Genomic DNA, 25,089 nt, shown 5'->3' with positions numbered 1-25,089 from the left:
ACACAAACCCCGACTCGCGCACGCACGCAAAGCCCGACTCGGGCACACGCAAGCCCCGACTCGGGCGCACGGAAGTCCCGACTCGCGGGTTAGTTGGGGAGATCTGGGGGGAAGCCGCCGGTGGCGATGGGGCCCCAGTGCTCGATGGTGACGCGGATGATGCTCTTGTTCTGCCTGCGCATCGCCTCGCGGTACTCGTCCCAGTCCGGGTGCTCGCCGGAGATGCAGCGGAAGTAGTCCACCAGCGGCTCCAGCGCCTCGGGCATGTCGAGCACCTCGGCCTGCCCGTCGACCTGGACCCACGCGTCGTTCCACTCGTCGGAGAGCACGCAGACCGACACGGCCGGGTTGCGCTTGGCGTTGGCGGTCTTCGCGCGCTTCGGGTAGGTCGAGGCGACAAGCCGGCCCTCTGGGTCGATGCCGCAGGTGAGCGGGGAGAGCTGCGGGCGCCCGTCGGAGCGGGTGGTCATCAGGATGGCGCGGTGCCGGGGGCGAAGGAACTCGAGCAGTTCCTCGCGGCCGACCCGGTCCGCGGTCGCGATCTTCGGTGCCATGCTGCAGACGGTAGCGTGCGTACGTGACGTCCCTCGCCCGCGACTGGCTGCGCCCGGACCGGCCCGAGCGGCCCGAACCGGTCCTCGAGGACGACGAGCGCCGCCGGATCAGGATCGAGATCTGGATCGTCTTCGGCATCACCCTCGGCCTCTCCGGCGCACGCAGCCTCGTCTCGCTCATCGACTCGCTCGTCCGGCCGGAGCCGCTGAGCCGGCAGCACGTGGCGCTCAACGCGCCGCAGGCCGCCGCCGACCTCCTCGATCTGCTCGCCCAGCTGCTGAGCGCGCTGCAGCTGCTCGGCTGGGGTGCGCTCGGCGGCTACCTGCTCGTGCGCGCCGGCATCCGGCTCACCTCGGTCGGGCTCGGCTGGCGGCGGCGCGACGTCCTGTGGGGCGTCGGGCTGACGGCACTGATCGGCATCCCCGGGCTCGCGCTCTACTTCGCCGCCTGGAAGCTCGGCTTCAACCTCGCCGTGCAGCCGTCCACATTGGACGACACGTGGTGGCGGCCGGTCGCGCTCGTGCTCTCGGCGTTCGGCAACGCCTTCGCCGAGGAGATGCTGGTGATCGGCTACATGCTGACCCGGCTTCGGCAACTGTCCTTCCGCGAGAACTCCGGGCTGCTCGCCGCGGCCGTGCTGCGTGGTTCCTACCACCTCTACCAGGGCTTCGGCGGGTTCGTCGGCAACGTCGTCATGGGCCTTGTCTTCGGGCGGGTGTGGCAGAAGACGAACCGGCTGTGGCCGTTGATCGTCGCGCACACCCTGCTCGACGTGTGCTCGTTCGTCGGCTACTCGCTGCTGAAGGGACACCTCTCGTTCCTGCCCTAAGCTGCGGGAATGACCACGAAACCCAGGGTGGACAGCGAGGTCGGGCCGCTGCGGACCGTTCTGCTGCACCGGCCGGGCAACGAGCTCAAGAGGCTCACCCCGCGCAACAACGACCAGCTCCTGTTCGACTCGATCCCCTGGGTCGACCGTGCCCAGCAGGAGCACGACGCGTTCGCCGAAGTGCTGCGCGGCCGCGGCGTCGAGGTCCTGCTGCTGACCGACGTGCTCACCGAGGCACTGGCCGACGCCCGCGCGCACGCCGCCGGGGTGCATGCGGCGGTCAACGATCTGCGGCTCGGCGAGAACCTCGCCGACTCGCTGCGCTCGTACCTGTCCCGCGTGGACCCGCCCACCCTCACCGAGGTGCTCACCGGCGGGATGACCTTCGAGGAACTGCCCGCTGCCGAGGGCCCGTCGCTGGTGCGCAAGATGCACCATCCGCACGACTTCGCGGTGGATCCGCTGCCGAACCTGCTGTTCACCCGTGACTCGTCGGTGTGGATCGCCGACCGGGTGGCCATCTCGTCGCTGGCCATGCCCGCGCGGCGCCGGGAGACCGCGCTGCTGGACCTGATCTACGCCTATCACCCGCGGTTCCGGCACGCCGCCCGTGCCTACGGCGCGCATTCGGCCCCGGTCGAAGGCGGGGACGTCATGCTGCTCGCGCCGGGCGTGCTGGCCGTCGGCGTCGGCGAGCGGACCACACCGGCGGGCGCGGAATCGCTGGCCCGATCCGTGTTCGCGGACGACCTCGCGCACACCGTGCTTGCCGTGCCCATCGAGCAGGAGCGCGCCACGATGCACCTGGACACCGTGTGCACGATGGTGGACAGCGACGCCGTGGTGATGTACCCGCTGGCTCGGGACTCGCTCGTCGCGTATCCGATGCGGCCGGGCGACGACGGCTCCGTGCGGGTCGACGGTCCGGAGCCGTTCCTGCACGCCGCCGCGGAGGCCATGGGGATCGAGAAACTGCGGGTGATCGACACCGGCCTCGATCCGGTGACCGCCGAGCGCGAACAGTGGGACGACGGCAACAACACGCTCGCGCTCGCGCCCGGCGTGGTGGTCGGCTACGAGCGCAACGTCGAGACCAACGCGCGCCTGGAAGAAGCCGGGATCGAGGTGCTGGCGATCGCCGGTTCCGAGCTGGGCTCGGGCCGCGGCGGACCGCGATGCATGTCCTGCCCGATCGTGCGATCCCCCGCGGATTGAGTGTGGTGCGCACCGTGCTGGTCAGCCGGTGTGCTGGACGTGGACCTGGGGATAGGGTGTGGGGCCGGTCAGCAGCGGTTCGGGACGGCCCTGGGTCACGTGGTCGGTGAACGCGGCGAGGTAGGTGCCTGCGATGGTGAGCGCTTCGGTGCCGTCGATGGGACCGAGCGGGACCTGAGACCGGATCGGTGCGGCGAGGTAGTAGCCGCCGTAGTCGCTGAAATTGAAGTGCTCGGCTCCGGTGATCTGGTAGCACCAGGCGCCCCCGGTGCTGGCGGCCAGCAGGGTCCGGGCGGAGTCCTGGCCGGCCTGTTCGCCGGCGTCGGCCGGCTGGCAGGTGCCGGTGATACAGGAGTTCTGGCTGCCGATGAGCATCATCGGTTTGGCAAGCCCGGTATGGACGACCGTGCCGTACTGGGTGCCGTCGAGGTCGGCCGCGCCTGCGCATTGGGGGTCGGTGCGGCACGCCTCCAACGCTGCGGCGCCGCCGAAGGAATGACCGGCATAGACGATCGCGCCCGCGTTGATGTGCCCGGCGAAACGGCCACTGGTGCTCAGTGCCGTGACCTCCGTGGCCGCGAATCGGGCATCGTCCGCCCAGACGCCGACCAGTCGGTCACCGTCGGCCTGGGCCTGACCCGCGTGCTCGTTCGCGGCGTCGGTCGCCGCCGGTTTACCGGCTTCCGTGGCGGATACGGTCTGTCCGTTGAGGACGGTGAGGTTCGCGCTGTAGGTGGGGGTGACGCCGGCGACCAGGTAGCCGTGACTGGCCAGGTCTTCCGCGAGCGCGGTGTATTGCGGCGCGGCGAGGCCCATGCCTGGTTCCAGCACGACGACGGGGAACCTGCCGGTGGCGATCGGAACGTCGGCGAACGAGTGGCCGCGAACCTCGGTGAAGCCGGTCTCGCCGAGCCTGGCCGGGCCGCTCAGATGCAGTCCCGCCCAGGCGCCCGGGGTGTAGGGCGCGCGCTGCGCGCCGGGAGCGGGGACACCCGGATACCACAGCCAGACCGAAAGCTCCCGCGGCTTACCCGGTTGCGGGGCAAGCGGATCGGTACGGGTGCTGTCGGTCCATTCGACGATGGTTCGGCCGACCTGGTAGGGACCGGTCGGAGCGGGCAGCGTGACCGGCTGCGCGGCTCGGATCGCGACGTAGCCGACGTAACCGCTGAGTACGACAACGAGTGTGAGCGCGATCCAGAGAACCCACCGCGGCCACCGGCGTTGCTGCTTACCCTGTGCGCCTTCACCCATGCCGGAATAGTACGCGACGCGTAGCATCGAGTCGCGTACTATTCGACGCATGCACAGCAACGACGCGCAGATGCTGGTGCTCACCGCGCTCGCGGGCGGCCCGCTGCACGGGTATGCGATCAACACCGCGATCGAGAAGCTGACCGGGGCCCGGCTCGGCCCGGGCAGCCTGTACGGCGCGCTCGCCCGCCTCGAGGCACGGCACCTGATCGAACCCGTCACGGGCCGCGCCGACGCGCGGGACAGGCAGCGCACCGTCCGCATCACCGCGGCCGGGCGGGAGACCTTGCGCGCGGAACTGGAACAGATGACCCGGGTCGCACAGGCGGGGCTTCGCGCATTGGGGGTCACACCGGCATGAACGTGCCCGCGCTTCTGCCGCGGCTCTACCCGCCCGGGATCCGCGAGCGATGGGGCAGCGAGATCGTGCGCGAGGCTCGACTGGCCGGGCCTCGCGCCTGGTTCGATACAGCCGCCGGGGCCGCGAAACTGTGGCTGCACCCCAGCGACTGGCCGGAAACCGCGAGCGGGCAGACCACCCGCGTCCTGGCCACCACGTTCGTCGCGGTCACCACCGCAGCCGCACTGCTGGTGCGCGCGGCAGGCTCCGACGTGCTCACCGCGAGCGTCGACCGTCCCGCCACCAGCGCGTGGCTCGCACCGATCCTGGCCGGGGTGGCGCTCGCCGCACCATTGCCGCCGCCACACTGGGCCGCGCTCGGGCGCCTGGCGGCCGCGGCGGCCCGCACTCTCATCGCACCCGGCCTCGCGTTCGGCATTCTGTTCCTAATCGCGCACAGCGGATCATCACCGGCCTCGACCGCCGCGGTATCACACGGCGATCCCCGCGAACTAATTAGGAAAGCCTTACCGAAACAATTCCCAACAGGTATTGGTAAGGCTACCCAAATAGGGTGGAGATCACCAGACCCAGGTGGAGAACCGAATCGATGATCTTTATTCTTGAGGGCATGGCCACGAAGAAGCGAGAACCGCGATCCAAGTTCTATGAGCTGCTGCAACAGCAGGTGCAGAACGAGTTCAACGCATCCCAGCAATACATCGCGGTGGCGGTTTGGTTCGACAACGAGGACCTTCCCCAGCTCGCCAAGCGCTTTTACCAGCAGGCCGTCGAGGAACGCAATCACGCCCTCGCGATCGTGCAGTACCTGATGGACACCGACCACCCTGTGGAAATTCCCGCGACCGGGGAAATCCGCAATGAATTCTCCGAGGTGACCGAGCTCATCGAGCTGGCGCTGGAGCAGGAGAAGGGCGTTTCCGCCGACATCCAGACGCTCGCGAGGGCCGCCCGGGACGAGGACGACTACCAGGGCGAACAGTTCATGCAGTGGTTCCTCAAGGAACAGGTCGAAGAGGTCGCTCAGATGACCACGCTGCTGAACGTCGTGCGCCGCGCGAACGGCAACCTGTTCGACGTGGAGAACTTCCTGGCGAGGGAGTCGGTCGCCGAGGACGCGGACCCCTCGATGCCTCCGGTTGCCGGCGGCAAGCTGTAACCCCGTGACCACGAGAAGCCCGGACCGTCCCCCTGGATCGGCCCGGGCTTTCTCATGCGGCCGGACCTAGCAGGAGCCCGATCCGACAAGTTGCAGGCCGACCACCTTGTTGCCGTCGACCCCGAACACGTAGGTGCCACCGCTGCCCGATGCGGCGCTGTAGCCGCTTCCGCTGCTCGACGCGTTCGGATACGCCGCTTCGAGCTGGTCGGTCGTCGAGCCGATCTTGATCTTCTCCGGGGTGCGCGCGCCGGTGGCGTCGAAGCCGACGATCCCGTAGGTCGAGGAGATCCGCACGTCGTTCAGCGCCGCCGACCCCTCGGCCAGCTTGTAGTCGGCGCAGCCCTGCGGCGCGGTGTCGGTGCCGGTGAGCATTCCGGTCGCCTTGGCGTTCTCGAACGTCATGCCCAGCTGCAGCTTGCCGTAGCCGCTGGGGCCGAGCACGGGGCCGGTGGCCTGCGGGATCGACTCCACGCGCGGGGTCGTGGTAGCCGACGGCGTCGGGGTGCGGGTGGTGCGGCCGGACGTGGACGGGGCCGTCGAATCGGACGTGCCGCCGACGGTGGCCGTGTCACTCGACGGGACGGCCGGGGGCGGGACCTGTGGCGCGGGCGCGATCGTGGACGGTGAGCTGGACAGGCTCAGCAGGGTCTGGGGCGAGGGCGCGGCGGCCTGCTCGGGACCCGACCGCATATCGGAGACGACGAGCCCACCGCCGACGAGCAGCAACGCGGTGAGGGCACCGCCGGTGGCGGTCAGCGCGGTGCGGCGCCGCCGGATGCGCTGTGCACCGGTGAGGATGTCGGACTCGACACCCTCGCGCGGGGAGAGGTCCAGCCGATCGTCGCCGAACAACCTGCGCAGTTCGCGGTCCAGGTCGTCGTCCTGCGTCAACCCACTTCCCTCCCTCCGGTGATCTTGCCGCGCAGCGAGGCGATCGCCTTGCTGGCCTGGCTCTTCACGGTGCCCGTGCTGATGCCGAGCGACTGTGCGATTTCCTGTTCGGACAGTCCCTCGTAGTAACGCAGCACGATGACGGCGCGTTGCCTCGGCGGCAATTCCCGTAAGGCCTGCCACAACGGCTCGTGCTCGAACGGGTCGGGCGGGCTGACCGAACCGCCCTCGGGGACGTCGGCGACCAGCGTCTCGCGCCGCGTCCGGCGCCACCGGCTGACGTGCGCATTGGCCATCGACCTGCGGATATACGCCAGCGGGTCACCCGTCTTGCGCTGCACGTGGGTCCAGCGGGAGCCGATTTTCTCCAGTACGGACTGGACGAGGTCGGCGGCGTCGTGCGGGTTGCCGGTGAGCGCGTGGCCGTAGCGCAGGAGCCCAGGCAGGCTCGCCCGGACGAAGTCCTCGAAGTCCGCGAGCTCACCTGCCATCGGCGACCCCCTCCCAACCGGCCAGGTCGCAATGGCCGGAACGGTCGTGGTCACCGTAGCGTCTCCCTCCTCCGCGCGTCTTTCCGCCACATCGCCTTCGCTGCATGCACCACGCACCGCGGCTCCCCCAGGTTGTCTCGACCGGCTACCCGTATTGGGGACGCCTGTCCGGGGGCGGAGTTGACTCGATTACCGATTCGCGACAGCGGCGGGTAGCCGGAACACCCCATCGGGGCCGGGTGGGAAGGGATGCACCGCGACGACGGCCTCCGGCCGGATGGGGCCGTAGACGTGCGGGAACCAGACGCCGCTCGGATGCGGTGGGTCGCCTTCCTCCCAGCGCACGGGCACGTCGAGGCGGGACGGGTCGATCTCCAGCAGCACGAGATCACCGCGGCCGCGGTAGAGCGCGTTCGCGGGCAGGTGGGTGGTACCGGGATCGGAACAGTGGATGAACCCGGCCTCGGCGAGGGACGGGGCGCGATACTCGGCGCCCGTCCAGTCCGCCTCCGCGCAGATGTGCAGGATCACCGCAGGGTGAGCTGGCGCCCGATCAGGCCGTCGCGGGCACGCCGTTCGCCGGCGTCCAGCGGGGTGTCCTCCAGCGACGCGAGCGCCTCGTCGAGGCGGGCGCCGAGCTGCTTGGCGGGCTCTTCCCACTCGCGGGCGTGGGCCTCGGTGTCGAGGTCCCAGACCGGCACGAGCAGCCCGTGCGCACGGAACGAACCGGCGTAGCGGGAGCCCTCGCCGAGCCCGAGCTGACCGGCCGCCGACAGCCGCGCAAGCGCTTGCAGCAGGGCGTTCTCCGGTTCGGGTCGCACCCAGCGCAGGTGTGCCTTCTCGCCGGCGAGCACCCAGTACGAACCGGGGCCGAGGCGTTCGGTGGGCATGATCGCCTCGTTGGCGCGTTCCAGCGACAGCTTCACGTCGCTGCCCGGCTCGGTGTCCTCGGGCAGCCACCAGTCGAAGTTCTCGTGCATCGTGACGTCGAGTTCGGCGTCGGCGACGAGGAGGTCCTGCAGACGCTCACCCTCGGTGGACGGGGAGGTGGTGTCCGGAACCGAGAGCACGTCGCCGGGCTTGGCGTCGAGGGCCCAGCGCAGCGCGCGGCCGAGGTCGCGGCTGATGTCGGAGGAGCGGGTCTGCACCTGCAGGCCGAGGAACACCTCGCCGTCGGTGCGAACGAACGCGGCGGCGGCCATCGGCAGCACGGTGGCGAGCGTGACGTCGCGGTCACCGTCCACAAGCGACAGTTTCGCGGTGGCCGACGGGACGAACTCGCGCAGCGCGATCAGCTCGGGTTCGGCGGCGAGCCCTTCGAACGGCTGCGCCACGAACTTCTCCCGCACCTTCGGCGGCTTGTTCTTCTTACGCGAGGCCTTGCCCATGCGGACAGACGCTACCGAACCGGAGGTCACGCTAGGGTCGCAGGGGTGTTCGATCCCGCCGATCCGGATTTCCTCGCCGACCCCTATCCCCGGTTCGCCGAATTGCGCGCCGCCGGCGAAGTGCACCGGCACGACGGGCTGGGGCTCGCGGTCGCGGTGTCGCACGCCGCGGCCTCGGCCGTGCTCCGGCATCGCGGGCTCGGCCGGACCTGGCACGACGCGCAGCCGGCGGAACAGTTCGTATCGTTCAACATGCTGCACCGGAATTCCTTGCTGGAGAACGAGCCTCCCGCACACACCCGGCTCCGCCGTGTCATCTCCGGTGCGTTCAACCGCGGGCACGTCGAACGCCTCCGGCCGACGGTGGCGGCGCTCGCGGACGGCATGGTCGAGCGGCTTTCCGGCGGCGGCGACCTGCTCGAGCACCTCGCCCAGCCGTTGCCCGTCGCGGTGATCGCGGAACTGCTCGACATTCCCGAGGCCGATCGCTCACGGCTGGTGCCGTGGTCGAACGCGATCGTGAAGATGTACGAGTACGGCCTGCCGCCCGCGGCCCGCAAGGCCGCCGAACAGGCCGCGAGCGAGTTCTCCGGCTATCTGGCCGACATCGCCGAATCCCGCCGCCGCACCCCCCGCGAGGACCTCGTGAGCGATCTCGTCTCCGCCGAACTGACCGGCGACGAGGTGGTCGCGACCGCCGTGCTGCTGCTGATGGCCGGGCACGAGGCCACGGTCAACGTCATCGGCAACGGTGTCCGGGCGCTGCTGCGGCATCCGGACCAGTGGCGGCGGCTGCTCGACGAACCCGCTGTCGTCGAACCCGCCGTCGAGGAGCTCATCCGGTTCGACTCGCCGCTCCAGCTGTTCGAGCGCACCGCCACCGAGGACGTCGAGATCGCGGGATTTCCCGTGCGCGAAGGCGAAAAGATCGCCGCGCTGCTCGGCGCCGCCGCGCGGGACCCGGAGGTCTTCGACCGGCCCGACGTGCTCGACGTCGGCCGCTCCCCCAATCCGCACATCGGCTTCGGCGCCGGGATCCACTACTGCGTCGGCGCGCCGCTGGCCCGCATCGAGATCGCCGCGGCGTTGCGTGCGCTCACCGCGCGGATGCCGGGATTGCATCTGACCGGGGAGCCCGAACGACGGCCCGAGTTCGTCATCCGGGGGCTGCGGACGCTGCCGGTTTCAGCGTGAGGCGCTCGCCGGGCGCGGCGGCCTGCCCGTGAATTCCGGAGCACCCTTGACCGCGACCACCCGGCGCAGCCGCAACCGGTCGAGCGAAACGGGTGCCAGCAGTGTCGTCAGCCGGTGCACCACGACCGCGGTCAGTCCCGCCAGCACCGCGGCCGAAACGTTCAGCCATCCGCTCAGCAGCACCCCGTCCGCTTGCGCCTGCACGCCGTCCCGGAACCGCCACACGATGACGAGGATCATCAGCACCTCGTTGAGCGCCCAGGCGGCCCACCAGGCCAGCACCAGCCGCGACGGCCGGGGCCGGCGATCGGCGGGGCGGCGCAGGACCGCGTGCTCGACCTCGGCGAGGATCGAGCCCGCCATCGCCAGGTTCAGGACCGGCACCAGCACGCCGACGACCACCTGCCACGACGCCCGCGCCGGCTCCTGGCCGGACTCCGCGGCAGCGGCCTGCCTCGCGATCAACAACCACCACACCACGGAGCCGACCGCCATCAGCCCGAACACGACGCTGAGCAGCGAGGCGATGACCTCCAGCGCGTCCGACATCATCACCACGTCGGTGTCCAGCGCCGAGGTCCGGCTGATCACCAGCAGCGCGTAGCGCCAGAACTCCGCGACCGCCGCCACCGCGGACAGGCCGACCAGGAACCACAGGATCGTGACCGCGTTGCGGGACAGCATCCGCATCCGCTCGACCGGCGTGGGCAAGCTCGACGGCGTGCCCGGCACGGTCGTCGGCGGCCGCCAGGTCAGGTTCGGGAAACCCCAGCGCGGCGGCGCCGGGTACGCGGGCGGGCCGGTGTAGCGCTCGGGCGGCCGCACGGGCCGGGGGCCGGACACGCCCGGCGGCGGTGCGGCGACCCACCGCACGCGGGGACGGAAGTTGTACCGGCCGGGCTGCACTTAGAGGATTTCCGGTTCCGCGCCGGGTCGTTCGGCCACGACGGAACGGCCTTCGGTGTGCCAGGACTTCATGCCGCCCGCCACGTTGACCGCGTCCCAGCCGCTCGCGTTGAGCCAGGCCGTCGCGCGTGCGGAGCGCCCGCCGGTGCGGCAGACGACGTACAGCGGGTTGTCGTCGGACAGCTTCGCCAGCTCCTCGACGCGCGCGGGCAGCTCGCCCAGCGGGATGTGCACGGCGTCGGGCGCGTGGCCCGCGTCCCATTCGTCGTGCTCACGCACATCGATCAGCGTCAGCCCCTCCGCGGGCAGGTCGGACACCGAGGCCGTAGGCACTCCACCCATATCCACGTCCGCCATCCTGCCATTTCGCGCCGTGGATACGCAGTGAAGGGCGCCGCCACGATCGTGGCGGCGCCCTTCGACCTGCTGCTTTTCAGTGCGCGGAGGCCTTCTCGGCGTGGGCCCCGGTCAGTGCCCTGACCTCCATCTCCGCGTACTTCTCCGCCGTCCGCTCCTTCGAGGAGATCGTGCCGAGCCAGCCGAGCAGGAACGAGGCCGGGATCGACACCAGGCCCGGGTTCTGCAGCGGGAACCAGGCGAAGTCCGCGCCCTTGATCATCGCGCTCGACGAGCCCGAGACCGCCGGGCTGAAGATGATGAGCACGATGCAGACGAGCAGACCGCCGTACATCGAGAACAGCGCGCCGGTCGTGTTGAACCGCTTCCAGAACAACGAGTACAGCAGCGTCGGCAGGTTCGCCGAGGCCGCGACCGCGAACGCCAGCGCGACCAGGAACGCGACGTTCTGGCTCTTGGCGAGGATGCCGCCGACGATGGCCAGCGCGCCGATCACGAGCGCGGTGATCCTGGCGACCCGCACCTCCGCGTTCTTGCTGTCGACCTTGCCCTTCTTGATCACGTTGGCGTACACGTCGTGCGCGAACGACGCGGACGCGGTGATCGTGAGCCCGGCGACCACGGCGAGGATCGTCGCGAACGCGACGGCGGCGATGAACCCGAGCAGCACCGGGCCACCGAGTTCGAGCGCGAGCAGCGGGGCCGCCGAGTTCGTCGTGCCGGGTGCCTTGCTGATCGTCTCCGGCCCGACCAGCGCGCCCGCGCCGTAGCCGAGCACCAGCGTGAACAGGTAGAAGATGCCGATCAGGGCGATCGCCCACACCACCGACTTCCGCGCTTCCCGTGCGGTCGGCACGGTGTAGAAGCGCATCAGCACGTGCGGCAGGCCCGCGGTGCCGAGCACGAGCGCGATCGCCAGTGACAGGAAGTCGAGCTTGGTGGTGCCGCTCTTGCCGTACTGCTTGCCCGGTCCGAGCAGCGCATCGCCCTTGGCGCCGCCGCCTGCCCGGTCCACCGCACCCTGCAGCAGGCTGGAGAAGTTGAAGCCGTACTTGCCGAGCACCCACAACGTCATCGCGAGCGCGCCGATGATGAGCAGCACCGCCTTGATGATCTGCACCCACGTGGTGCCCTTCATCCCGCCGATCAGCACGTACAGCACCATGATCACGCCGACGACGGCGATGACCACGTCCTGGCCGACCTCGCCGCTGACCCCCAGCAGCAGGTTGACCAGACCACCGGCACCGGTCATCTGCGCGAGCAGGTAGAAGAACGACACGGCCAGGGTCGAGACCGCGGCGGCGGCCCGCACCGGACGTTGTTTCATCCGGAACGCCAGCACGTCGCCCATCGTGAACTTGCCGGTGTTGCGCAGCAGTTCCGCGATGAGCAGCAGCGCGACGAGCCACGCGACGAGGAAGCCGATCGAGTACAGGAACCCGTCGTAGCCGTTGACCGCGATGGCGCCGGCTATGCCGAGGAACGAGGCCGCGGACAGGTAGTCGCCCGAGATCGCGATCCCGTTCTGCGGACCGGTGAACGCGCGCCCGGCGGCGTAGTAGTCCGACGCCGTCCTGGTGTTGCGGCTCGCCCAGAACACGATCACCAGGGTGATCACCACGAAAGCCGCGAAGATGATGATGTTGAGCGTCGGGTTGCCGCCCTCGACGCCGGCGGCCAGGTGCCTCACTGGTCGTCTCCTTCGACTTCCGCGCGGATCTTGTCGGCGATCGGGTCGAGCTTGCGGTTGGCGTAGCGGACGTAGGCCCACGTGATCAGGAACGTGGTCACGAACTGGAGGAGGCCGATGAGCAGGCCGACGTTGAAGTTGCCCGCCAGCTTGGTCGACATGAAGCCCTTCGCGTAGTCGGCCAGCAGGACGTAGACCAGGTACCACACGAGGAACAGGACCGTCATCGGGAACACGAAGACGCGCAGCCTTCTGCGCAACCGCGCGAACTTCGCACTCTCCTGCACGGTCCGCCATTCGCCGTGCGGGCCGGTCCCTTCTTCGACGCTTTCGTCTGTCGTGCTCACGGGACGACCTCCCTATCCATGCTCGATGTCTCGGCCTGCCCAAGACGGGTAGATCTTGCCCTTAATAAGCCTTTGCGTTGTTAATACTTTTGGGTGGTGACTACACGCAGTGCGTGAAGAAATTTCGTACGAGATGCCGTTATTGCCGTTTTTGTCACCTCGGATCCCAAGATCGCTTGAAATCCAGGTAAAGGAACCGCCAAATGGGTGAGCGATACGTAAAGTGCCGGAAGTGTTACTTACGGTGCCGGCCGCGGCCTGCGCGTTGTTTGCTCGTGTCGATCTGGCCGAACCTGGCCACCGCGCGATCGCGCATGAAACCCAGTGGATCGGGCGCGTGCAGGCGCAGCATCACCGAGTTGACGTCCACCGGCCGTCCGGCGGGGGTGGCGAGGCTGACCAGCACCGTCACGGCGAACGCGACGGGCACGGTCACCAGCGCGGGCTGGTCGGCCAGCCACGGCGCCCAGCCACCCGTGTAGCGACTGGCGGTGTTCGTGGCGAGCGCGCCGATGACCAGCACGCCCCCGACGATCATCCCCGCCATCGCACCCGGCCAGGTCAGCCCGCGCCACCAGATGCCGAGCACCAGCACCGGCGAGAACACCGAAGCGGCGAGGGCGAAGGACATCCCGACGCTCAACGACAGATCGGTCGGCCGCATGAGCACCGCGAACGCCAGTGCGAGCACGCCGACGACCAGGCTGGCCCAGCGGAAGTCGCTCACCCGGCCGCGGCCGAACACGTCGGTCGAGACCACCCCGGCCACGCTCACCAGCAGCCCCGACGACGTGGACAGAAACGCCGCGAACGCGCCCGCCATCACGACCGCCGTGAGCACCTGGCCGATCAACCCCGGCACCATCGCGTGCGGCAAGGCCAGCACCGCGGCGTCGGTCTGGCCGGTGACCAGCAGCTGCGGCACGTACATCCGCGACATCGCCCCGAGCAGCGTCGGGAAGAGGTAGAACAGCCCGAGCAGCAGCAGCACGTGCACGGCGGTGCGGCGGGCCGCCTTGCCGTCGGGGTTGGTGTAGAAGCGCACCAGTACGTGCGGCAGGCCCATCGTGCCCAGAAAGGTCGCGATGAGCAGCGAGTAGGTCTGCAGCAGATCGGTGAGCCCCTTGCCGGGGCTGAGCCAGTCCGAGTTGGCCGACACCGCGTCGCTGACGGTCGGGACCTGGGTGCCGGCCGGGAACGTGAGTTTCGTGCCCGCCGCGACCTGCTCGGTCGCGCTGCCCGCCCAGACCACGGTGCGGTCGGTGTCCGAACCCGGTTCGCGCACGCCGACCGGCGTCACCTCGTCGACGTGCAGCCGCACGTCCGTCTGAATGTCCACAGTGGTCTGCTGGGGAAACATCGGCGGCGCCGGCGAACCGAGCGCACCGGCGGAAGCGGCCGGATTGCCGGTCACGAAAACCGCGCACAGCACGAACGCGGGAACGGCGATCGCGAACAGTTTGAGCCAGTACTGGAAGGCCTGCACCAGCGTGATCGCGCGCATGCCGCCGCCGAGCACGTTGGCCACCACGATCACGGTCACGACCGCGGCGCCGATCACCGGCGGCGCGGCGGGCAGCACGGTTTTCAGCGCCAGGCCCGCACCCTGCAACTGAGGCACCAGGTAGAGGATGCCGACGACCACCACGAACCAGGTCGCGCAGCGGCGCAGCGCCACCGAACCGAGCCGTGCCTCGAGGAAGTCCGGCAGCGTGTAGGCACCGGACCGGCGCAGCGGCGCGGCGACGAACAGCATCATCGCGAGATAGCCGCCGGTGAACCCGATCGGGTACCACAGGCCGTCGGCGCCGTCCTTGAGCACGATCCCGGCGACGCCGAGGAACGACGCCGCGGAGAGGTACTCGCCGGAGATGGCGGCGGCGTTGCGACGGGAGCGCACGGTGCGCCGCGCGACGAGGAAGTCATGCGTGGAATTGGCGAACCGGGACGAGCGACGACCCAGGTAAAAGGTCACCGCGGCGACCAGCACCACGCCGGTCAACGTCCACGGGCTCAACTGCACTCCGGGATTGTCTCAGGACCGTGCGCGAATAGTTCCCGTGCCGCCCTTCAACTCTCGATCATGTCGACGAAGTCGCGTTCGTGGCGCTCGGCCAGACGGTTGTACGCCAGACCCACCAGCAGGAGCAACGGGAACGGCAACACGCCCAGCAGCAGCCAGGCCAGCGGCACGCCGATGACGCGCACCGCCGCGAACCCCGGGGCGAGGTAGAACGCCAGCGGCAGGCCGCCGAGCAGGACCAGCACCAGCGCCGCCAGTCCGATACCGGTGCGGAACTGGTGTTTGACCAGGTCGTTGATGAGCGCGGTGCCCCAGCTCGTCTGCTCCTCGAGTTCGACGCGGGCACGCAGCATCGGCGTCGACTTCGTGCGCGGGTCGGCCAGCACCACGCGCTGCCGTTTCGGCGGTTTCGCCGCCGGTTCGGCCGCGTGCTCGTCCGGTGCCGGCGGCACCCGCTCGACCTTCGCGGGCTCGTGCGGGACGTACCCCTTGCCGAGGGTGGGATCCGGTTCCCGTACCCCGTCGACCCGGCGGTAGACGTCGTCGTTCATCGTCCGGTCAGTCGGTCTTTGAGTTCACGGGTGTGCCGCCGCGACACCGGCAGCAGCTTGTCCTCGTTGCCGATCACCACCTGGTAGCCGCCCTGCCCCATGCGCAGTTCGGTGATCAGGTTCAGCGCGACCAGGAACGAGCGGTGGATGCGCACGAAACCCGCACCGGCCCAGCGCTCTTCGAGCTGGGTCAACGGGATCCGCACCAGGTGACTGTTGCCGTCGGTGGTGAACAGCCGCGCGTAGTCGCCCTGCGCCTCGACCCAGCGCACGGTGGAGCGCGGCACCAGCTTCGTGGTCCCGGCCAGCTCGACCGGGATCACCTCGTCGTCGTCCGGCTTCGCCTGCTCCGGGGCGGCGCCCGCGGGCGCCGCCGTGGTGCGCAGCTTCTCCAGCACTCGCTCCACGGCACGGTCGAGCCTGCTCTGGTTGCACGGTTTGAGCAGGTAGTCGACGGCGCCGAGGTCGAACGCGTTGACCGCCTCGTGCGCGTGCCCGGTCACGAACACCAGCACCGGGGCGGGACTGAGCGCGGAGAACACGCGGGCCATCTCCATCCCGGACAGGCCCGGCATCTGCAGGTCCGCGAACACCGCGTCGATCGTGGGCAGCCCCTGCGCCTTGCGCGACGCCAGCTCGCTGTCGTCGGACGCGAGCAGCCGCAGCGCCTCCGAAGCGTCGACCGCGGTGAAGACCCGGCCTATGTGGGGGTTGTTCTGGAGACTCTCCACCAGCAGGTCGAGCCCGTGTGGTTCGTCGTCGACCGCCAGCACGACGAGTCGTCGAGTTTCAGTTTGCGCACTCACAGTGACTCGCATCCTCCCCACTGTCCGTCGGGATGTCCATACCGCGCATGGGCGATCGCGTTACAGCCCGAACCGGGACCACGCGGCACGGTGCGCGACGGCGTCCAGCATCGCGCTCGCGGCAGCGGGCGCGCCGAGGCCGAGCCTGGCCAGCAACGGCTTTTTCGGCTCTGCGACGGTGATTTCCGCACTGGGAAAGCGTTCCGCGATCACCTCGCGCAGGTTGCCGACCCCGTCGACCAGGCCCAGTTCGACGGCCTTGCCGCCGAGCCACACGTCACCGCTGAACAGGTTCTCCGACTCCGACAGCTTGCCGCCGCGCCGCTGCTTGACCCAGTCCACGAACAGCTCGTGCAGCTGGGTGTGCATCTTCTTGAGCCATTCGACGTCTTCGGGCTTTTCCGGGCTGAACGGGTCCAACCTGGACTTGTTCTCGCCGGCGGTGTGCAGGCGCCGTTCGATGCCGAAGCGCTCCAGCAGACCGGTGAAGCCGAACCCGCCGCTGATCACGCCGATGGAGCCGACCAGCGAGGTGCGGTGCGCGTAGATCTCGTCGGCGGCGCAGGCCAGCCAGTAGCCGCCGGACGCGGCGACGTCCTCGCAGAACGCGAGCACCGGCACCGCGGGCTTCTTCGCCGCAAGCTGGCGGATGCGTTCCGCGACGAGCCCGGACTGGGTCGGCGCCCCGCCCGGCGAGTTGATCAACAGCGCGACGGCCTTGAGCCGGTCGTGGTCGAAGGCCCTGGTCAGCGCCGTTTCGACGGCGGCGAGGTTGATCGTGCCGCGGGCCAGCGGCGACGGGGTCGGGGTGATGACGCCGTGCAGTTTGACCACGGCGACGACGTCGGTGCGGTCGCCGCGGTCGCCGATGCGGGGAATTCTGCTGGTCACCTTGTCGGTCAGGCTGGTCATGCCGCGAGATTACGTACCTTTTCGCGCGTGCGCAGGCGAGCCGTTGCGGGACTGCTGCGGCGGCACGTTGGCGGTGTAGTCGGGCAGTTCGGTGCGTACGCCGGGAGCGAACTTCGGCACCCGCAGGGTCACCTTCATGCCGGCGCCCGGCGCGGTCTCCACCATCAGCGCGTACTCGTCGCCGAACAGCTGCCGCATCCGCGCGTTGATGTTGCCGAGCCCGACGTGCGCGCCGGTGCGGTGCGAGTTGCGCAGGTCCGACAGCCGCGCCGGGTCCATGCCGATACCGTCGTCCTCGACGCTGATCAGCGCCTCGGTGCCGTAGTCCTGCGCGGTGACCGTGACCATGCCGCCGCTGGGCTTGTTGGCGAGGCCGTGCTGGACGGCGTTCTCCACGAGCGGCTGGATGATCAGGAACGGCACCACGACCGACAGCACCTCGGGCGCGATCTTGAGCCGCACCTCGAGCCTGCCGCCGAAGCGGGCGCGTTCGATGGTCAGGTAGCGGTCGATGTTGCGCAGTTCGTCGGCGAGCGAGGTGAACATGCCGGACGTGCGGAACGAGTAGCGGGTGAAGTCGGCGAACTCCTGCAGCAGTTCGCGCGCCTCCTCGGGGTCGGTGCGGATCAGCGAGGAGATCGTGTTGAGCGCGTTGTAGATGAAGTGCGGCGAGATCTGCGCGCGCAGTGCCTTGATCTCGGCCTGCTGCAACTGCAGTTTCTGCTCGTCGAGGCGGGCCAGTTCGAACTGGGTGCAGACGAACTGGGCGACCGCGTCGGCCATCTGGATGAGCCGCTTGCCCCTGGTCCGCCCGACGACGATGAGCGCGGCCTCGACCTCGCCCTCGACGATGAGCGGCACGATCACGGCCGTCTTCATCTTGCAGGTGCCGCGGTGGTCGCACGGAATGTCGTCGTGCGCGACCACCTCACGGCGGTGTTTGCGGATGGCCAGCCCGACGGAGGGCTCGAGGTCGACGTAGTGGTCGTTGGCCTCGCCGTCCCAGGAGTTCAGCGTGCCCTCGGGGTCGGTGACCCCGACCGCGACACACTTGAGCAGCTCCAGCAGCTGGGAGGTGATCCGGTCGGCGGAGGCCTCGTCGAAGCCCTCGCGCAGATCCGGGGTGGCCTTCGACATGTGGTAGACGGCTTCGAGCACGGCGTCATCGACGAAACTGCTCGGTTTGCGCGAGCGCGCGATCAGCACGATGACGGCGATCAGCAGCAGCCCTGCGACACTCCAGGGAACGATCTGCTCGATCGGCAAGGCGGACACGGCGTTAATGCTCTGCGTTCGGCCGTTCGGTGGCAAGCCTTCGGGGGCACTTTCTGTGTATCAACCAACACCCAGGGGTAGGGCCAACCTTACCGAAAGCGAGTGGACAGCCTCATCGACGGGTGGACGGTCCTGATTAGAGGCTGAACGGGTGAAGTTGCGACGTAAACGCCATTACCGAACGTGCCTCGTCGTTCTGACCGCCGCCGCGCTCGCCGCCGCGACGGTTCCCGCGGCCGCCACCCCGCGCGACCCGGTCGACGCGACCCTGCACGATCTTGTCGCACAAGGCTTTCCCGGCGCCGTCGCTGACGTCCGGGACGGTCAGCGGGTGCGGCGCTACGTCGCCGGGGTCGCCGACACCCGGACCGGCGAACCCGCCCGGCACTGGCAGCGGTTCCGGATCGCGAGCAACACGAAGGCCTTCGTGGCCACCGTCGTGCTGCGTCTCGCGGGCGAAGGTGTGCTGTCGCTGGACGACGACGTCGAACGGTGGCTGCCGGGCCTGGTGCGCGGCCCCGGCTACGACGCCACCGGAAACGGTGTGGTCGCCGAGATCGACCGCCGGATCCTCACCCCGCTCGGTCTTCGCGACACCTACTTTCCCGTCACGGACCCGTATCTGCGCGGCCCGCACTTGCACGGTTACGACCGCACCGGACAGGACCTGTCGGTGTTCAGCCCGTCCTACGACTGGACGGCGGGCGCCATGGTGTCCACTGTGGACGATCTGGCGAAGTTCCACCGCGCACTCTTCGACGGTGAGCTGCTCGCCCCGGCACAGCAACGGGAACCGCTGGCCGCGGTGCCGGTCAACGAGCGGCAGGCCTACGGGCTCGGCGTCGAACGGCTCACGCTCCCGTGCCCCGGCGGCGACCGCGAACTGTGGGGCAACACGGGTGCGGGTCCGGGCTACTACAGCCTGTCCTTCACCAGCGGCGAGCGGCAGCTCGTGACCGTGCTGACCGCCTACGACCTCGGTGCGGAACTGCGCGGCGAACAGCCGTGGCCGGCCGGCCCGATCCCGGTGCTGATGACGACGTTCTGCGGGACTACTTGAGCAGCCGCGACATCCGGCGGTCGGCGAGCGGTTTACCGCCGGTCTGGCACGTCGGGCAGTACTGGAAAGACTTGTCGGCGAAGGAAATCTCGCGCACCGTGTCGCCGCAGACCGGGCAGGGCAGGCCCGTGCGCGCGTGCACCCGCAGCCCCGAGCGCTTCTCCCCCTTCAGCCGGGCCGCGTCCTGGCCGACCGAACGCTCCACCGCACCGGTGAGCACCTCGTGCATGGCCGCGGCGAGCCGGTCCAGCGCCTCGCCGGAGAGCTTGCCCGGCGTGGCGTACGGCGACAGCTTCGCCACGTGCATGATCTCGTCGGAGTAGGCGTTGCCGATCCCGGCGATCAGCGACTGGTCGGTCAGCGCCGTCTTCAGCCGCTCGGTGCGGCCCGCGAACAACTCGCCCAGCTTCGCGCGGTCGACCTCCAACGCGTCGGGGCCCAGCCGCGCGATGCTCGGCACCTCGTTGGGATCGTGCACGATCCACACCGCGAGCCCCTTCTTCGTGCCCGCCTCGGTGAGATCGAATCCGGGCCCGCCGAGGTGCACGCGCAACGCCAACGGGCCCTTGCCCGGTTTCGGCGGGGCCGGCGAGAGCGAGTCCGACCAGCGCAGCCAGCCCGCCCGCGCGAGGTGGATGACCAGGTGAATGCCGCCGCAGTCGAGATCGAGATGCTTGCCGTGCCTGCCCGCGGCGGTGACCTCGCGGCCGTGCAACTCCGTCCACCGCGGGCGCACGGTCTTGAGCACCGACAGCGACGCCACGTCGACACGGGTCACCGTGCGGCCCACCGCGTGCTCGCGCAGGTGGTGGGCCAGCGCCTCGACCTCCGGTAGCTCCGGCACAGGTTCACTCCATCGGATGCAGGGGGCCGTCGAAGTCCGGCAGCGATTCGCGGTGAATGGTCTTGACGAGCTTCGAGACCTCGTTGCGCACCTTGAACATCCCGGACACGATGCCGACCCAGCGCTCGGGCGGCCGGTCGCTCACCACGTCGCCCTCGGTTTCCGCGACGACCGTCCACGGGCGGTTGAGCACCCAGCGCAGCGGGAAGAACAACGCGATCAGCAACAGGCCCCAGATGACCCAGGGCGGCACCACGACCCCGTCGGGTAGCCAGGCCACCAGGATAATCGCGAGCAGCACGGTGACCGCCAGCATCGCGATGCCCGGGGTGTGGCTGCCCGCGACGTCGTGCTCGAAGTTCTCAGCCGTGACCGGACGGCGCCACTCCATCTGCGCCCTGACGACCCATTCCCGGCCGTCACCGCCCTGCACCAGCCGGTTCATCTGTGTGGCCTCCCGAGGCACGCCCGATCGTTCGTGAGCGTGGTCAACGGTAGCGTGGCCGGGCGGCGCAGCGCGAGGTCCGGGCCAAGATCGAACTAACCGGATGAAGAGGACGTGGACGTGGCCGGCGTCGTCGTATCGCTGGTCGTATCGCTGGTCGTGCCGCTGTTCGTACTCTGGTTCGTGGTCGGCGTCGAGAAGAACCAGCGGAACAGCGCGCTGTTCGGGTTCGCGTTGTTGTGCGCCTGATCGCTGGCCTGCTGATCCGAACGCGACTTGCCCTGGCTCTTCGAACCGTGGTTGCCGTTGTCCGACTTCGTCATGTACGTCGGCTGGCTGTCGCTGCTGCCGGTGTCGACACGCGGATTCACCGACGACGAACCACCCGTGTCGGGCGCGTCCGCCCGGCCCTGGCCCTGGCTCTGGCCCTGCGGCTGATCGGTCTGAGGCGCGGGCGGCGGGGCGGGCGGGGCAACGGGAGCACCGTTGGCATTACCCGATCCGCCGGGCAGCCCACCGCGCCACGGCGTCGTGTCGGCCGGGCCCGGGTAGTTCAGCGTCGCCTCGTCGGGCGCGACGACGTCACCGGGCGGCGGGCTGATCAGCGACGGCTCCATCGGCGAGATCTGCAGCTCGATACCGCCCTGCGGCAGGTTGATCGCCTGCGTGTGATCGGGATTGAGCAACGCGGGCCCGACCGTCGCACCGACCACGCCGGCCGCTGCGGTGGAGGCGACCGCGATGCCGATCTTGAGCTTCGACAGCAGTACGCCCTTGACCGCGGCCAGCGTGCCCGAACCCGACGTGGCGCCGGCACCCACAGCCGTCGCCGTCGCGGGCACCAGGAACGCCAGCACGCCGGCGTGCGAACGCAGCGAGGAGCACACGTCGGTCAGCTCGTCGTGCATCGACTGGCAGGACGAGCACCCCCGCAGATGGGTACGGATCCGGGCCGCCTCCGACCCGGTCACGCTGCCCGCCGTGTAGCCACCCAGCTTCTCGATCACGCCGCGGCAGCTGACGTCGGAAGTGCGGTTCATCGCCAGATGCGCCTGCAGATAAGCCGCGCGCAAACCCTGCCGGGCACGGCGGGCCAGCGCAGCCGTCGCGTTGGCGGAAAGGCCGAAATGCGGCGCCACCACCGCGGGCTGCTCACCCTCGACCTCGGTCTGCCACAACACCGAACGCCAGCGCTCGGGCAGACTCGTGAAAGCCGTCGCGATCAGGCTGTGCTCCGCTGTGCGGGCATGCGCGTCCGCACCGGCGCCCGCGCGCACGGTCAACTCGTCGTCGGTGACCGGAACGTCCCGCCGGGCACCGTGCCACTCCCAGGACACGCGCCGCGCGACGGTCAGTAGGTAGGCGCGCACGTGGTCGCGAGGACCGGAGCCGCGGCGCAGTGCCTGCAGAACGCGAAAGAAGGTCTCGGCGGTGATGTCCTCCGCCTCGGAAGCGTCGTTGGCGATACCGCGGGCGAGCCTGCGTACGGCGGCCGCGTGCAGCTCGAAAAGCTCGCTGAACGCCTTGTCTTCGCCCGCTCGGAGGCGCCGCAGAAGCACCTGCTCATCCGCCGATACCGTCCGCTGCTCCGGCACCGTCGCTTCTTCCGTCATCCGGCTAGGCACCTCCTCCCCGGGGCGGGACTAACCCGTTCGGTTGAATGGAGCCACCATACGGAGCGAAACGCTTGCCGTCACCCCTTGTACTCCGGGAGTGACGAGGTTACCTCCGTATGGGTGCCTGTCACGCGCCCGAAGGGCAGGGTATAGAGTGTGCATCGTCCCGGTGAACCGGGGCTTGCGGATGTAGCGCAGCTGGTAGCGCATCACCTTGCCAAGGTGAGGGTCGCGGGTTCGAATCCCGTCATCCGCTCGTATCTGGGCCAACCATGCCCACGGAAAGCGTGGACCGGGATACTCGCCGTTGTTTTTGGGGGTCGGACCCCCAAACCCCCCGCCAGGTGGGGCTCCGCCCCCCTGGACCCCCGGTCGCTCTGGCGCTGGGGCGCCTTCGCGAAATCCTGTGGTCGCTTTGGTGAGTTGTTGCGGGCCGGCGGCCGGACGGCAGAAGATCACCGGCGTCACCGAGACCGGCATCTCCGGCCGGTGCCGCGCACCGGCCGTCACCTGGCGTCCCGGCGGATCATCCGGCCTGCGCCCGCGGCGACCGTCGTCGCGAAGACCCACCCCATCGCGATGAACCCGTCGCTGACCCACTTGTCCAGACCGTGCATGTACCAGTGGCCCTTGTTGCCGAAGTCCACGATGGGCACGAGCAGATCCGCCGTGTACCAGAACGGGTTCCACTCCAGCCCGGTCTCCTGCTGGTCCACCGTGCACCGGTCGCCACGCACCATGAAGTACTGGTTCGAATCCGGCGGGAACACCGCGTTGACGCACGAGTCGGTGCCGAGCCCGAAATACAGCGTGCCCACCACGAGCAGGCCGATCAGCCAGCCGAGCGCCCGCGCCGGCCGGTAGCCGTAGCCGACCATCCAGCGCTGCAACCAACTCCACAACCGCACGCCGGGCCCGAACACGCGATAGCCCTGAGCCAGCGCTTCATAGCGGTACTGCTGCTTGCGGAACAGCACCGTGTCCGCGTGCTCCTCGTTTCCGCTGCTGCGCAACATGGTCGCGAGCTGGTCGTACGGGCCGGGCCGGTAGCCGTCCATCGCCGTGCGCAGCTGTTCGATGCGCTGGTCCACCGCCCGGTCGTTCTTCATCCCGATCGGCCGGTGCAGCACGTCGTAGCGGAAATCCTCCAGCTCGATGCCGCCCTCGCTGGCCCAGAAAGCGTTGTTGTCGTCGAGTGTGCGGCAGTGCGCGTGCCGCAGCAGGATCCGGCCGCGCGGCACCGGGCCGGGCGTGAGCAGCAGTTCGTCGGCGCCCAGATCGCTCGCGTCGAGCGCGATGTCGTGGCCGGGCAGCGACTCGAGGATCGCGTTGCTCAGATCGACGCGCCGCGCCGCCGTCGCGCCGTCGAGGTTCGCGCCGCCGACCGCGCGGAACGGCCGGTCCGCGGAGGCGGTGAGGCTGATGTTGCGGCCGACGCGCACCGTGCGCAGGTCCACCGAATAACTGGTCTGCGCGCGCACCGTCGGCGCGACCACGTCGGTGCCGTAGAGCTCGATGCTCCCGCCGACCTCGGCACCCTGCAGCCGCAGCGTTCCTTCCACGGTGGCGTCGGACAGTTGCAGATTCCCGGCGACCTTCATCCGGCGGGCGGAGAGCACGTCGCGACCGCCGTGCTGCAGATGCACCCGCGCGGCCAGCACGTTCCCACCGACCTTGACGTCGGCCATCCGAACCTGACCGACGGGTACGCGCAGGCCGGTGGCCTCCAGATCCCCGCTGATCTCGGAGCCGTCGAGGTGCACCGCACGGTCGTAGTAGGGCTCCAGCTTGCCGCGCTTGACCTTCACGCGCGCCCGCGCGAGCCGCAGCGTGCCGCCGATCCTGGCGTTGATCATGCGCAGGGTGCCGGTGGCGGACAGCCCGTCGGACAGTTCCAGGTTGCCGTCCACGCGCAGCCGGTCGGCGACCAGGGCGGGCCACGGATCGACGTAGGGATCGCTGGAGTCCCACGCGTCCACCGCGATCGGACCGCCCTGCGGACTGGCCAGATCGGCGCCGCGGAACACGATGTCGCCGTCGACGCGGGCGCTGGGCAGGTGCAGGATCCCGCGTGAGGTGAACGCCTGCCGCTGCGTGACGCCGCCATAGGTGTCGACCTCGCACAGCAGGCTGCCGCCGATGTGCACGCCGTTGCAGTCCAGCGAGAAACCCGTCGGGTTGTTCAGCGTGGCCCCGGAGAAGTTCACGTTGCCACCGGTGCGCATGCCGGGCAGCCGCACCTGCCCGTCCGCGGTGAGCCGGTAGGCGAGGAACGCCCCGCTGGTGATCAGCCGGTCGGCCTGCAGCGCACGGCCGTGCGTCGAGGCGATTCTGGTGCGTGTCAACACGATCGAGCCCTCGATCACGGCGTCGGTCAGGTTGATCGCCGCGTCCGGCACACCGCGTTCCCTCGTGTCGCCGCGCTGCACTGCGGTCTCGCCGTCCTCGGTGCCGCCGGGGAAGGGCTGGACCACGCTGCGGATGAGCCGCACGTCGTTGCGGCTGCGCAGATTCCGCGCCTTCAGCCCGGGCAGGTAGCAGCGCCGGAACACCAGGCCGAGCAGTTTCGCCTCGCGCACGTCCGGCGGGTACTCGAAGCGGCAGTTCTCGAACCGGAACAGGCAGTCGAGGTCCGCGCCACGCAGATCGAGCGTGCCGGTGATGTAGACGTTCTCGACCGGCACGATCGGCGCGTTCCCGGAGGAGCGGCGCAGCCGCAGCAGCCCACCGCCGCCCGGCTCCAGCAACGGCTTGAGCAGTTCGCTCGCCGCGAGGTGGTAGCGGGCGTCCGGTACCCCGGCGAAGGGGTCGAGTGGGGGCAGTTCACGCTCGACCGGTCCCGCCATTCGCCGTCCTCTCGTTGTCACCGACGCCGCCAACCTTAGTAAGACGGTTACTCCGGACGTGCAGTTCC

General features: G+C 69.6%; 26 protein-coding genes and 1 tRNA gene. 8 read left to right on the top strand and 19 right to left on the bottom strand.

The window, feature by feature from the left end:
- Nucleotides 1–89: 89 nt before the first annotated feature.
- A complete protein-coding gene (locus HFP15_RS11130) occupies nucleotides 90–554 on the bottom strand; it encodes a PPOX class F420-dependent oxidoreductase (protein WP_168514337.1) in 465 nt (154 codons plus the stop codon).
- A 23-nt stretch (nucleotides 555–577) separates the two neighbouring features.
- Here HFP15_RS11130 and HFP15_RS11125 point away from each other — a divergent pair, with 23 nt between their 5' ends.
- Nucleotides 578–1,384, top strand: a complete 807-nt coding sequence (locus tag HFP15_RS11125; protein ID WP_168514335.1) for a CPBP family intramembrane glutamic endopeptidase — start codon at nucleotides 578–580, stop codon at nucleotides 1,382–1,384.
- A gap of 9 nt (nucleotides 1,385–1,393) precedes the next feature.
- Complete coding sequence (arcA, locus tag HFP15_RS11120; protein WP_210717035.1) at nucleotides 1,394–2,599, top strand: arginine deiminase; 1,206 nt, start codon at nucleotides 1,394–1,396, stop codon at nucleotides 2,597–2,599.
- A gap of 21 nt (nucleotides 2,600–2,620) precedes the next feature.
- Here arcA and HFP15_RS11115 read toward each other — a convergent pair whose 3' ends face one another.
- The gene (locus tag HFP15_RS11115; RefSeq protein WP_246271590.1) at nucleotides 2,621–3,853 is read right to left on the bottom strand and encodes an alpha/beta hydrolase; all 1,233 of its coding nucleotides are present in this window, start codon (nucleotides 3,851–3,853) and stop codon (nucleotides 2,621–2,623) included.
- Between the two features lie 49 nt (nucleotides 3,854–3,902).
- On the opposite strand from HFP15_RS11115, the gene HFP15_RS11110 reads away from it, so the two are divergent.
- From HFP15_RS11110 to HFP15_RS11100, 3 genes are read left to right on the top strand one after another with little or no spacing between them, the layout of a single operon-like run.
- Nucleotides 3,903–4,214 carry a PadR family transcriptional regulator gene (locus HFP15_RS11110; RefSeq protein ID WP_168514333.1) on the top strand — a complete coding sequence of 104 codons (312 nt, stop codon included), beginning with the start codon at nucleotides 3,903–3,905 and terminating at the stop codon, nucleotides 4,212–4,214.
- The gene (locus tag HFP15_RS11105; protein ID WP_210717034.1) at nucleotides 4,211–4,807 is read left to right on the top strand and encodes a hypothetical protein; all 597 of its coding nucleotides are present in this window, start codon (nucleotides 4,211–4,213) and stop codon (nucleotides 4,805–4,807) included. The genes HFP15_RS11110 and HFP15_RS11105 overlap by 4 nt, the downstream gene beginning before the upstream one ends.
- Nucleotides 4,808–4,824: 17 nt before the next feature.
- Complete coding sequence (locus tag HFP15_RS11100) at nucleotides 4,825–5,373, top strand: ferritin (protein WP_168514548.1); 549 nt, start codon at nucleotides 4,825–4,827, stop codon at nucleotides 5,371–5,373.
- Between the two features lie 66 nt (nucleotides 5,374–5,439).
- Here the strand turns inward: HFP15_RS11100 and HFP15_RS11095 are convergent, their stop codons facing one another.
- The 4 genes from HFP15_RS11095 to HFP15_RS11080 all read right to left on the bottom strand — a co-directional run bounded on the left by HFP15_RS11095 (nucleotide 5,440) and on the right by HFP15_RS11080 (nucleotide 8,146).
- Nucleotides 5,440–6,267, bottom strand: coding sequence for a hypothetical protein (locus tag HFP15_RS11095; RefSeq protein WP_168514331.1), 828 nt, complete (start codon nucleotides 6,265–6,267; stop codon nucleotides 5,440–5,442).
- Nucleotides 6,264–6,758 (bottom strand): SigE family RNA polymerase sigma factor, encoded by a 495-nt coding sequence (locus HFP15_RS11090; RefSeq protein WP_168514328.1) that lies wholly within the window; start codon nucleotides 6,756–6,758, stop codon nucleotides 6,264–6,266. The genes HFP15_RS11095 and HFP15_RS11090 overlap by 4 nt, the downstream gene beginning before the upstream one ends.
- A gap of 189 nt (nucleotides 6,759–6,947) precedes the next feature.
- The gene (locus HFP15_RS11085; protein ID WP_168514326.1) at nucleotides 6,948–7,289 is read right to left on the bottom strand and encodes a DUF952 domain-containing protein; all 342 of its coding nucleotides are present in this window, start codon (nucleotides 7,287–7,289) and stop codon (nucleotides 6,948–6,950) included.
- Nucleotides 7,286–8,146: a DUF5926 family protein gene (locus HFP15_RS11080; RefSeq protein WP_168514324.1), complete on the bottom strand. Its 861-nt coding sequence runs from the start codon at nucleotides 8,144–8,146 to the stop codon at nucleotides 7,286–7,288. The genes HFP15_RS11085 and HFP15_RS11080 overlap by 4 nt, the downstream gene beginning before the upstream one ends.
- A gap of 45 nt (nucleotides 8,147–8,191) precedes the next feature.
- On the opposite strand from HFP15_RS11080, the gene HFP15_RS11075 reads away from it, so the two are divergent.
- The gene (locus HFP15_RS11075; RefSeq protein WP_168514322.1) at nucleotides 8,192–9,340 is read left to right on the top strand and encodes a cytochrome P450; all 1,149 of its coding nucleotides are present in this window, start codon (nucleotides 8,192–8,194) and stop codon (nucleotides 9,338–9,340) included.
- On the opposite strand, the gene HFP15_RS11070 is transcribed toward HFP15_RS11075, so the two are convergent.
- From HFP15_RS11070 to HFP15_RS11030, 9 genes are all read right to left on the bottom strand, one after another.
- Nucleotides 9,332–10,213 carry a DUF4328 domain-containing protein gene (locus tag HFP15_RS11070; protein ID WP_168514320.1) on the bottom strand — a complete coding sequence of 294 codons (882 nt, stop codon included), beginning with the start codon at nucleotides 10,211–10,213 and terminating at the stop codon, nucleotides 9,332–9,334. The genes HFP15_RS11075 and HFP15_RS11070 overlap by 9 nt on opposite strands.
- 33 nt (nucleotides 10,214–10,246) lie before the next feature.
- A complete protein-coding gene (locus HFP15_RS11065; RefSeq protein ID WP_168514318.1) occupies nucleotides 10,247–10,588 on the bottom strand; it encodes a rhodanese-like domain-containing protein in 342 nt (113 codons plus the stop codon).
- A 91-nt stretch (nucleotides 10,589–10,679) separates the two neighbouring features.
- A complete protein-coding gene (locus tag HFP15_RS11060; protein ID WP_168514316.1) occupies nucleotides 10,680–12,296 on the bottom strand; it encodes a monocarboxylic acid transporter in 1,617 nt (538 codons plus the stop codon).
- A complete protein-coding gene (locus tag HFP15_RS11055; protein WP_168514314.1) occupies nucleotides 12,293–12,643 on the bottom strand; it encodes a DUF485 domain-containing protein in 351 nt (116 codons plus the stop codon). Before HFP15_RS11055 ends, HFP15_RS11060 begins: the two co-directional genes overlap by 4 nt.
- Nucleotides 12,644–12,878: 235 nt before the next feature.
- A complete protein-coding gene (locus HFP15_RS11050; RefSeq protein ID WP_168514312.1) occupies nucleotides 12,879–14,666 on the bottom strand; it encodes a sodium/solute symporter in 1,788 nt (595 codons plus the stop codon).
- A 47-nt stretch (nucleotides 14,667–14,713) separates the two neighbouring features.
- On the bottom strand, nucleotides 14,714–15,217 hold the full coding sequence (locus HFP15_RS11045; RefSeq protein WP_168514310.1) for a hypothetical protein: 504 nt from the start codon (nucleotides 15,215–15,217) through the stop codon (nucleotides 14,714–14,716).
- Nucleotides 15,214–16,035, bottom strand: coding sequence for a LytR/AlgR family response regulator transcription factor (locus HFP15_RS11040; RefSeq protein ID WP_168514308.1), 822 nt, complete (start codon nucleotides 16,033–16,035; stop codon nucleotides 15,214–15,216). Before HFP15_RS11040 ends, HFP15_RS11045 begins: the two co-directional genes overlap by 4 nt.
- 48 nt (nucleotides 16,036–16,083) lie before the next feature.
- Nucleotides 16,084–16,935: a S49 family peptidase gene (locus tag HFP15_RS11035; RefSeq protein ID WP_168514306.1), complete on the bottom strand. Its 852-nt coding sequence runs from the start codon at nucleotides 16,933–16,935 to the stop codon at nucleotides 16,084–16,086.
- Between the two features lie 9 nt (nucleotides 16,936–16,944).
- Entirely contained in the window at nucleotides 16,945–18,219 is a 1,275-nt protein-coding gene (locus HFP15_RS11030; protein ID WP_168514547.1) for a histidine kinase, read from the bottom strand.
- 142 nt (nucleotides 18,220–18,361) lie between these two features.
- On the opposite strand from HFP15_RS11030, the gene HFP15_RS11025 reads away from it, so the two are divergent.
- Nucleotides 18,362–19,270 (top strand): serine hydrolase domain-containing protein, encoded by a 909-nt coding sequence (locus HFP15_RS11025; protein WP_312871533.1) that lies wholly within the window; start codon nucleotides 18,362–18,364, stop codon nucleotides 19,268–19,270.
- Here HFP15_RS11025 and HFP15_RS11020 read toward each other — a convergent pair.
- The 3 genes from HFP15_RS11020 to HFP15_RS11010 all read right to left on the bottom strand — a co-directional run bounded on the left by HFP15_RS11020 (nucleotide 19,263) and on the right by HFP15_RS11010 (nucleotide 22,172).
- A complete protein-coding gene (locus HFP15_RS11020) occupies nucleotides 19,263–20,114 on the bottom strand; it encodes an Fpg/Nei family DNA glycosylase (protein WP_168514304.1) in 852 nt (283 codons plus the stop codon). The two genes, HFP15_RS11025 and HFP15_RS11020, sit on opposite strands and share 8 nt — an antisense overlap.
- Before the next feature lie 4 nt (nucleotides 20,115–20,118).
- The gene (locus tag HFP15_RS11015; protein WP_168514302.1) at nucleotides 20,119–20,559 is read right to left on the bottom strand and encodes a DUF983 domain-containing protein; all 441 of its coding nucleotides are present in this window, start codon (nucleotides 20,557–20,559) and stop codon (nucleotides 20,119–20,121) included.
- Nucleotides 20,560–20,654: 95 nt separating this feature from the next.
- A complete protein-coding gene (locus HFP15_RS11010) occupies nucleotides 20,655–22,172 on the bottom strand; it encodes a sigma-70 family RNA polymerase sigma factor (protein WP_168514300.1) in 1,518 nt (505 codons plus the stop codon).
- Between the two features lie 186 nt (nucleotides 22,173–22,358).
- Between HFP15_RS11010 and HFP15_RS11005 the strand changes: the two genes are divergently transcribed.
- Nucleotides 22,359–22,431, top strand: a tRNA-Gly gene (locus HFP15_RS11005).
- 250 nt (nucleotides 22,432–22,681) lie between these two features.
- Here HFP15_RS11005 and HFP15_RS11000 read toward each other — a convergent pair.
- Nucleotides 22,682–25,021: an oxidoreductase gene (locus HFP15_RS11000; RefSeq protein ID WP_168514298.1), complete on the bottom strand. Its 2,340-nt coding sequence runs from the start codon at nucleotides 25,019–25,021 to the stop codon at nucleotides 22,682–22,684.
- Nucleotides 25,022–25,089 lie beyond the last annotated feature (68 nt).

Source organism: Amycolatopsis acididurans (assembly GCF_012328925.1).
GTDB classification, from domain to species: Bacteria; Actinomycetota; Actinomycetes; order Mycobacteriales; family Pseudonocardiaceae; genus Amycolatopsis_E; species Amycolatopsis_E acididurans.
This window is presented reverse-complemented; position numbering and strand designations above follow the sequence as displayed.

Excerpts from the sequence above, each read along its gene's own strand:
- HFP15_RS11130 (WP_168514337.1), bottom strand. The coding sequence starts at position 554 with ATGGCACCGAAGATCGCGACCGCGGACCGGGTCGGCCGCGAGGAACTG.
- arcA (WP_210717035.1), top strand. The coding sequence starts at position 1,394 with ATGACCACGAAACCCAGGGTGGACAGCGAGGTCGGGCCGCTGCGGACC.
- HFP15_RS11115 (WP_246271590.1), bottom strand. The coding sequence starts at position 3,853 with ATGGGTGAAGGCGCACAGGGTAAGCAGCAACGCCGGTGGCCGCGGTGG.
- HFP15_RS11110 (WP_168514333.1), top strand. The coding sequence starts at position 3,903 with ATGCACAGCAACGACGCGCAGATGCTGGTGCTCACCGCGCTCGCGGGC.
- HFP15_RS11105 (WP_210717034.1), top strand. The coding sequence starts at position 4,211 with ATGAACGTGCCCGCGCTTCTGCCGCGGCTCTACCCGCCCGGGATCCGC.
- HFP15_RS11100 (WP_168514548.1), top strand. The coding sequence starts at position 4,825 with ATGGCCACGAAGAAGCGAGAACCGCGATCCAAGTTCTATGAGCTGCTG.
- HFP15_RS11090 (WP_168514328.1), bottom strand. The coding sequence starts at position 6,758 with ATGGCAGGTGAGCTCGCGGACTTCGAGGACTTCGTCCGGGCGAGCCTG.
- HFP15_RS11080 (WP_168514324.1), bottom strand. The coding sequence starts at position 8,146 with ATGGGCAAGGCCTCGCGTAAGAAGAACAAGCCGCCGAAGGTGCGGGAG.
- HFP15_RS11065 (WP_168514318.1), bottom strand. The coding sequence starts at position 10,588 with ATGGGTGGAGTGCCTACGGCCTCGGTGTCCGACCTGCCCGCGGAGGGG.
- HFP15_RS11045 (WP_168514310.1), bottom strand. The coding sequence starts at position 15,217 with ATGAACGACGACGTCTACCGCCGGGTCGACGGGGTACGGGAACCGGAT.
- HFP15_RS11040 (WP_168514308.1), bottom strand. The coding sequence starts at position 16,035 with ATGCGAGTCACTGTGAGTGCGCAAACTGAAACTCGACGACTCGTCGTG.
- HFP15_RS11035 (WP_168514306.1), bottom strand. The coding sequence starts at position 16,935 with ATGACCAGCCTGACCGACAAGGTGACCAGCAGAATTCCCCGCATCGGC.
- HFP15_RS11015 (WP_168514302.1), bottom strand. The coding sequence starts at position 20,559 with ATGAACCGGCTGGTGCAGGGCGGTGACGGCCGGGAATGGGTCGTCAGG.
- HFP15_RS11010 (WP_168514300.1), bottom strand. The coding sequence starts at position 22,172 with ATGACGGAAGAAGCGACGGTGCCGGAGCAGCGGACGGTATCGGCGGAT.
- HFP15_RS11000 (WP_168514298.1), bottom strand. The coding sequence starts at position 25,021 with ATGGCGGGACCGGTCGAGCGTGAACTGCCCCCACTCGACCCCTTCGCC.